The 7,427-nt window shown below is 68.6% G+C and carries 8 protein-coding genes; 2 read left to right on the forward strand and 6 right to left on the reverse strand.

Features of this window, described 5'->3' with window-relative positions:
- Positions 1-82: 82 nt before the first annotated feature.
- From mtrB to HMPREF3067_RS01415, 4 genes are all read right to left on the reverse strand, one after another.
- Positions 83-1,657, reverse strand: coding sequence for an MtrAB system histidine kinase MtrB (mtrB, locus tag HMPREF3067_RS01400; protein ID WP_371259757.1), 1,575 nt, complete (start codon positions 1,655-1,657; stop codon positions 83-85).
- Positions 1,658-1,738: 81 nt separating this feature from the next.
- On the reverse strand, positions 1,739-2,443 hold the full coding sequence (mtrA, locus tag HMPREF3067_RS01405; protein ID WP_070767963.1) for an MtrAB system response regulator MtrA: 705 nt from the start codon (positions 2,441-2,443) through the stop codon (positions 1,739-1,741).
- Positions 2,443-3,060 (reverse strand): dTMP kinase, encoded by a 618-nt coding sequence (locus tag HMPREF3067_RS01410; protein ID WP_070767964.1) that lies wholly within the window; start codon positions 3,058-3,060, stop codon positions 2,443-2,445. The genes mtrA and HMPREF3067_RS01410 overlap by 1 nt, the downstream gene beginning before the upstream one ends.
- Positions 3,061-3,081: 21 nt before the next feature.
- Positions 3,082-3,447, reverse strand: a complete 366-nt coding sequence (locus HMPREF3067_RS01415) for a DUF4259 domain-containing protein (RefSeq protein WP_070767965.1) — start codon at positions 3,445-3,447, stop codon at positions 3,082-3,084.
- 115 nt (positions 3,448-3,562) lie between these two features.
- On the opposite strand from HMPREF3067_RS01415, the gene HMPREF3067_RS01420 reads away from it, so the two are divergent.
- The gene (locus HMPREF3067_RS01420; protein WP_070767966.1) at positions 3,563-4,294 is read left to right on the forward strand and encodes a hypothetical protein; all 732 of its coding nucleotides are present in this window, start codon (positions 3,563-3,565) and stop codon (positions 4,292-4,294) included.
- Between the two features lie 109 nt (positions 4,295-4,403).
- Here the strand turns inward: HMPREF3067_RS01420 and manA are convergent, their stop codons facing one another.
- Complete coding sequence (gene manA, locus HMPREF3067_RS01425; protein ID WP_070767967.1) at positions 4,404-5,615, reverse strand: mannose-6-phosphate isomerase, class I; 1,212 nt, start codon at positions 5,613-5,615, stop codon at positions 4,404-4,406.
- Between the two features lie 21 nt (positions 5,616-5,636).
- Positions 5,637-6,575 (reverse strand): hypothetical protein, encoded by a 939-nt coding sequence (locus tag HMPREF3067_RS01430; protein ID WP_070767968.1) that lies wholly within the window; start codon positions 6,573-6,575, stop codon positions 5,637-5,639.
- A 42-nt stretch (positions 6,576-6,617) separates the two neighbouring features.
- Here HMPREF3067_RS01430 and cobA point away from each other — a divergent pair, with 42 nt between their 5' ends.
- Positions 6,618-7,370: a uroporphyrinogen-III C-methyltransferase gene (gene cobA / locus HMPREF3067_RS01435; RefSeq protein ID WP_070767969.1), complete on the forward strand. Its 753-nt coding sequence runs from the start codon at positions 6,618-6,620 to the stop codon at positions 7,368-7,370.
- Positions 7,371-7,427 lie beyond the last annotated feature (57 nt).

A 7,427-nucleotide genomic window follows, 5' to 3' on the forward strand; every position in this document is an offset into this window, starting at 1 on the left:
AGCACGGCGGCGACGGCGCGGGCCGGGCGGGCCGGGCTGCCCGAGCGGGCCAGGCGAGCCGAGCGCCGGTGGGGCTTGTGCATCACGGCTGGCCTCCCTTCGGGTCATTCGGGTCCTGCGGGGCCGCTAGCAGCTTCGGGTCCTTCCGCCCCTGCGGCTGAGCCAGCGCCTTGGGCTCCGGCACGTACAGACCCAGCGGGGCCTCCTCCACGGCCTCGCCGGGCACGCGCGGCAGGGCCAAGCGGAAGCAGGAGCCGCGGCCGAAGACACCTGTCGCGTCCAGCGTACCGCTGTGCAGCACCGCGTCCTCGCGGGCGATAGCCAGGCCCAGGCCGGTCCCGCCCGAGTGGCGCTTGCGGGAAGAATCCGCGCGCCAGAAGCGGTTGAAGACCAGCTCCTCCTGGCCCTCCTTCAGGCCCACGCCCTGGTCGGTGACGGTCACGGCCACGGCCGTGTCGTTGGCGCCCAGGTGCACGTCCACCGGGTTGCCCTCCGAGTGATCGATGGCGTTGGCCAGCAGGTTGCGCAGGATGCGCTGGACGCGGCGGTCGTCGCCCTCGAAGCTGATGGGCTCGTCCGGCAGGTGCAGGTTGACCGCGACCCCCAGCTCGTCGGCCAGGTGATCGACCTGCCCGAAGGCGGCGGTCACACAGTTGCGCAGGTCCAGCTTGTTGGTGGACAGGTCGGCCACGCCGGCGTCGTGGCGCGAAATCTCCAGCAGGTCCGCCAGCAGCTCCTCGAAGCGGTCGAGCTCGCGGCTCATCAGCTCGCTGGCGCGGCGGGTGGAGATATCCAGGCTGTCCGCGTTCGCCGCGATCATGTCCGCGGCCATGCGCACCGTGGTCAGCGGGGTGCGCAGCTCGTGCGAGACATCGGAGGTGAACTGCCGCTGCAGGTCGCCGTACTCCTCCAGCTGCGTAATCTGCTTGGACAGCTTGTCGGCCATGTCGTTGAAGGACTGGGCCAGGCTGCCCATCTCATCCTCACCCTCGACGGCCATGCGCTCGCGCAGGTGCCCGGCCGCCAGACGCTGGGCAATCCGGGACGCCGAGCGGATGGGCGTAATCACCTGCTGGGTGGCCAGCCAGGCAATTCCCACCAGCAGCACGATGACCACCACCGCGGCCGCCGAGAGCAGGCCGCGCATCAGCGCCAGCGTGGATTCCTCCGACTCCATGCTCATCACCAGGTAGACCTGGGTGTCCGGGATGTCGGACTCGGTGGGCGTGCCGACGATCATCGCGTTGTACTTGGTGCCATCCCCGTGGTCGATAGGCGCGTACTGGACCATCACTTGATCGTGGGAGACGCCGTTGCGCAGCTCCGTCGGGATGCGGTAGCCCTCCGGCGAGGTGGTCACCGAGCCATCGGAGCCGTTGACCACGATCACCGGCTCGTAGGAGGCCTGCGTCTCGCCGCTCTGGGAGCCCAGCTGCGTCAGCGAGGCGCGCGCGGAATTAATGCGCACCTGCACCGAGTTGGCCGTGCCCGTGGCCGCGACCTGTTGCTCCACCGCGATCCGGGCGCGCTCCAGCTCCTGCAGCGCCACGTCCTGCTTCTGGTCCACCAGGCGGGAGGTCAGCACGGAGACCAGCGCGTAGGTCAAAATGACCATCACCACGGTGGCGGCCATGAAGATCAGGCCGATAACGCGCACCTGCAGGGAGGTGCGCCACCACTGGATGGCGGAGTCGCGGAATTGTCTAATGCGGTCCAGGATGGCTGTTACTCCCCCGGTTTATTCGGCGCCGGCCGGCTTGCCGGCCTTGTAGCCCACGCCGCGCACGGTCAGCACGATCTGTGGTTCCTCCGGGTCGTGTTCAATCTTGGCGCGCAGGCGCTGGACGTGGACGTTGACCAGACGGGTATCGGAGGCGTGCCGGTAGCCCCAAACCTTCTCCAGCAGCTCCTCGCGGGTGTGCACCTGGCCCGGGCGGCGGGCCATCTCCACCAGCAGGTCGAACTCCAGCGGCGTCAGGTTCAGCTCGCGGGACGACCCGTCCTCGTTGCGGCGGGTCACGGTGTGTTCCGGCACGTCGATGACCAGGTCGCCGACCTCGATCATCTCCGTGGTCGCGGTGTCCGTGCGGCGCAGGCGGGCGCGGATGCGGGCCACCAGCTCCTTCGGCTTGAACGGCTTGGTGATGTAGTCGTCCGCGCCGGATTCTAGGCCCAGCACGACATCGACGGTGTCCGTCTTGGCGGTCAGCATGACAATCGGCACCGAGGAGATCTGGCGGATGCTGCGGCAGATGTCCACACCGTTCATGCCCGGCAGCATGAGATCCAGCAGGATAAGGTCCGGGTCGTGGCGTTGGAACATGGGCACCGCGTCGTTGCCGTCGGTCACGGCGATGGGCTCCATGCCCTCAGACTCCAAAACGATGGTCAACATCTCCGAGATCGCCGGATCGTCATCGACTACCAGGATTGTCGGTGCCACTACTTCTCCCCTACCAGTTGTCGTACAGCTTGGATAATCATATCGCTATCTGCGGTAGCTATCCAACGCCCCGCCCACTCACGGCCGGCCAGCGCGCGGTAGGCCGCCGCGGTGCGTGCCTGGAGCCCGGCGTCTTTTTCGTAGGCGTCGCGGGCCCGGGTGGCATCGTCAGCCGCGCGGCGTTGGGCCCGGGCCCCGGCCAGGACGACGGCGGTGTCCAGGAAGACCTGCAGGTGCGGCTTCGGCAGGCCCAGCCGCTCGAATTCCAGGTGGTAGACCCAGTCGGCCACCGTCTCATCGCGCAAGCGCGCAGCCGAATACGCCGCATTCGATGCCACGTAGCGGTCCAGCACCCACACCTCCGGCGCGCGGTGGGCCGCCAGCAGCTTCTCCTTGGCGCCCCAGCGGTCCAGGGCGAACATCGTGGCCATCGCGTAGGCCGAGTCCGTCATGTCCCCCATACGGCCGTACAGCGCGTCCTCTGCCAGCTGCGCGTGGATGGAGTCGGCATACCGCGGGAAGGCCAGCGTGTGGATCTCCCGGCTGATGGCCTCACGCAGGCGGGACACCAACGTGTTCTTGCCCGCGCCATCGATGCCCTCTATGGCGATAATCACTGCAGTGCGTCACCCACTCCCCTATGCCAGAGCTTCGAGGAAGGGTTCGATGTCTGCGTCGTCGGCCTCGTCCGGGTCGGCGTTTTCCAACAGTTCCGCGGCCTTTTCGTTGAGCTCCTCGTCGGAGCTGCCGGTCAGCGAGCGGATGAACGGGTACTCGGCCACGACGTCGCCGGCGCTAAACGGCGCGCCGGACCAGATGGCCGCGATGGTTGCGGCGGCCAGGCCGTTGGCTAGCTCCTCGTCGGTGGGCTGGGCGGAATCGGCGGCCAGGACGACGGCGTCCCGCACGGCTTCTACGACCTCCTCTTCTTCGAGGGCAGACAGCTCATCGAGAAAATCGGTGTTGCTGTCGCGGGTGAAAATCTCTTCGTCCCAGGTGCTCACTGTGATCTCCTTCGCAAGGTGAATTTGGCTCCCGCACTAGCGGAAGTCGGGTATCAGACGTTAAGGTGCATGGTACTGTTGTTATCGACTTGTTACCACGGAAGGGGACCGCACGGTGAATACGGATACGCGCCGCGTCGTCATCTTCGTCGTCGTGGGCCTGCTAGTGGCCGCCGGCGTCGGGGTGAGCGTCTGGCACCTCGGTGCGCCCAAGTCCTCTTCCATGGACGATAATGCCACGCCGGTGGCCAACAAGCAGCTAACCAGCTCCGAGGAGAAGGCTACGACCTCGTCGAGCTCCGCGTCCAGCACCGCGCCCTCCAACGGCCGCGATCGTGACGACGCCAAGGATAACGACGACAACCAGCGCGCTGCCCACGAGGACGCCAACTACTCCGCCCCACAGGCCAACGACCCGTTCCTGGCCCCCAACGCCGTGGTGGACGCCCAAACCGCGCCCGCCGCGCCGACGACGTACTATCGCCCGGACAATCTCTCCGCCTCCCAGGGGCAGCAGAACCAGCAGGGCCAGCAGGGCACGCAGGATTCGGGCCAGCAGGTCCAGCCGACGCAGCCGGCACAGCCCACGCAGACCACCCGCCCGGATACCAGCGAGGAGCCGTCGACGTCGAACGAGCCGCAGCCGAGCAGCCCGAACCAGCCGGAGCCGTCCCCGACCGTGCCGGGCCTGCCGGCCGAGGAGAACAACGGACACCCGGAGATCCAGATCCCCGATCTGCTGCCCGAGCCGCCGCACCGCCAGGCCCCGCCGGCCGAAAAGGAGCGCGCCGAGCCCCAGGATGCGCCCGAACCCACGGAGGAAACCGCGGGCCAGGGCAACAGCTAGGCGCTGGCTGCGGCGCCCAGCAGGCCGGCGCAAGGGCGCCTAGTGCTCAAGGCGTCTCCGGCGCTGGGCAGGCCGGCGCGAGGGCGTCTAGCGCTTTGGCGGCTGATGCCTAGACGCTCGCGACGAAGAATTCCGCCGGGCTGTCGCCGGCCGCCAAGTGTACGCGGCTATCGGCAGCCGGGGCCCAGACGCCGCGGCCCGGGGTGAGGTTGAGGTCCCCGGCGGTGGCGCCGTCGCCGCGGGTGCACAGCACGATGGCGGGCCCGTCCAGTTCGAGGGTAGCCTGCGCGCCGGCGTCGAGGGCGTAGCGGCGCAGGGAGAACTCGTCGATGGGCACCGGGTAGTCGAAGACCTCGCAGCCGGCGGCCGGGCTCGCTTCCCCCGGGTGGACCTGCGGGTCGGCGGCGGCTTGGAAATCCAGCACCTTGACCAGCTCCGGCACGTCGACGTACTTGGGCGTGAGCCCACCGCGCAGCACGTTGTCCGAGTTGGCCATCAGCTCCACGCCGAGGCCGTGGACGTAGGCGTGCAGCTGGCCGGCCGCCAGGAATAAGGCCTCGCCGGGCTGCAGCACGATGTGGTTGAGCAGCAGCGCGCCCAGCACGCCGATGTCCCCGGGGTACTGCTCGTTGATCCCCAGCACCGTGCGCACGTCGCGCACGATCCACTCCGGGGTGTCCGGGGCCGGGGCGGTAACAAGGCGCTCGCCGGCCGTCACGATGTCGGAGATGAGCTCCTTGCGCACGCCCGCCGGGATGGTGATCCAGGTGGTAAACAGCGCGCGCAGGCTGGCGCCCTCGGCGGCGGGGTCATCGTCCAGCATGGACAGGTAGCGGTCCAGACTGGGGCAATCCAGCGCGGCGAAGAGCTCGCGCGTGCGCGCCAGCGGCCGGAAGCCCGCCATGGCGTAAAACTCGGTCAGGGCGACGATGAGCTCCGGCTTGTGGTTGTCGTCCTTGTAGTTACGCTGGGACGAGTCCAGGGCCACGCCCTGGGCGTTTTCCCGGGCAAAACCCTCCTCGGCCTGGGCCTTGGACGGGTGCGCCTGCAGCGAGAGGACCTCCTCGGCAGCCAACAGCTTCAGCAGGAAGGGCAGGCGGTCGCCGTGTTCGCGGCGCACGCGCTGACCCAGGTGGGTCTCTGGGTCGCCGGCGATGACCTCGTCGAGACGCGTTCCCTCCAGCGTCGCCGGCGCGGCCGGGTGGGCGCCGAACCAGAGCTCGGCCACGGGGCTGTCCCCCGCAGGCTGGCCCAACAACTGCGGGATCATGGTCTTGGATCCCCACGAATAGTTACGCACGGAACTATCGAGCAAATTCATGCGGTTTATGAGTCCTCTTCCTCATTCATCAAAGGCGGTCGCGGCATAGGCGCGCGTTAAAAGCTGCAGCGCGCGGGAGAATTCGCTCCCCTCCACGGCGTTGACAGCCAGGCTATGGGGCAGGTTCGCCTCCTCCTGACCCCAGAAAATCACCCTCCAGGTTAGCGCACCATCTATAAAGGGATCGTAGAAGATATCGTCAGCTTGCTGTGTGCCGGCACCATCCAGGGCCTGCGGCAACTGGGCCGCCTCCACGACGGTCCCGGAACGCCCGCGGGTGGCCCAGACCGCCGCGGCTACCGATGCCACCGCCTCACTCACCGCCTGCCCCGCCGGCGCCGAGTGCATTACCCCGCTGCCTCCTACCTGCGCGGCGAAGGCGGCCAGCTGCCGGGCCGGGTTGGTATCCGCGCTGCGGTCGGGGGCGCAGGCGGCTAGTTCGGCATCGACGGCTTCGGCGGCCTCGTCTAGGGCCTGCGGGTCGCCGCCTAGGACCAGCCAGAGCGCCCCCGCCACGCGGGCCGGGGCGGGGCCGGTAACGTTGGGCAGGGCGGTGAACAAGAAGGCATCGTCAGCGACGTCGTCGGCCAGGGGCCCGGGCGGGCCGGCAAAGACCGTGGCGGCGCCACGCTGCTGGGCCGTGAGCATGGCCCGCGATGCCCACTCGCAGTCCGCGGCCTCCCCCACCGTCACCACGATGTCGAGGGCGCCGACGTAGGCCGGCAGCGCGCGGGCGACGACCACCGGGCATTGAGCCTGGGGCAGGTAGGCCTGGGCGACCGCGCGGGCCGCCGCGGCGGCGACCTGGTCGGTGGCCAGCACCACGACCGAGCGCGGGCGCAGACCGGCCAGATATTCATTCAGGCCCGCCGCCTGGCCGGCGAGCGCGCGTAATTGCGCCCCTTCGTGCGCAATGTCGAAAAAGCGCACCTGCTCCGGTGTCCACTGTGTGCTCTCCATGGTTTCCCACCTTAGTAGCGCCGGTTATACTATTTCGACATCATGACCGGAAACACTGTTTTTCATCCTGTCCAGCTCATCGGGGGCGGCCCCGGCGCCTGGGACCTCATCACCGTGCGCGGCATGCGCGCCCTGCAGGACGCCGACGTTATCCTGGCCGACCACCTCGGCCCAACCGCGCAGCTTGATAAGCTCTGCGATATCGCCAGCAAGGAGCTCATCGACGTCTCCAAGCTGCCGTACAAGCGCCAGACGTCGCAGGAAAAGATCAACGAGATGCTCATCTCCCATGCCCGCGCCGGCCGCCGCGTCGCCCGGCTCAAAGGCGGGGATCCCTTCGTCTTCGGCCGCGGCTTCGAGGAGGTCCAAGCGCTGGCCGCCGCCGGCTTAAGTTGCGAGGTCATCCCCGGGGTCACCAGCGCCGTCGCCGTACCCGGGGCCGTGGGCATCCCCGTGACCCAGCGCGGGATGGTCCATGCCATGACGGTGGTCTCCGGGCACCTGCCGCCCGGCCACGAGCGCTCCCTGGTCGACTGGGAGGCGCTCGCCCGCTCCGGGGCCACCCTGGCGGTCATCATGGGCGTGCGCAACGCCGGCGCGATTGCCTCCACGCTCATCGATGCCTCCCTCCCCGCCGACACCCCCGTCGCTGCCATCCAGGAGGGGACCCTGTCGGGCCAGCGCGTGGTGCGCACCGATCTGGCCCACTTGGGCGCAATTGTCGAGGAGGAGAAAATCCAGCCGCCGGCCGTCTTCGTCATTGGAGACGTCTCGGGACTGCGCACGGAGACCTAAGTTATCCACAGTCCCGACGCGTATAGGGACCAGCTTTGCGCCTACTTGGGCACGTTG

This window comes from Corynebacterium sp. HMSC04H06, from assembly GCF_001815935.1.
In the GTDB taxonomy this organism is placed as follows: domain Bacteria; phylum Actinomycetota; class Actinomycetes; order Mycobacteriales; family Mycobacteriaceae; genus Corynebacterium.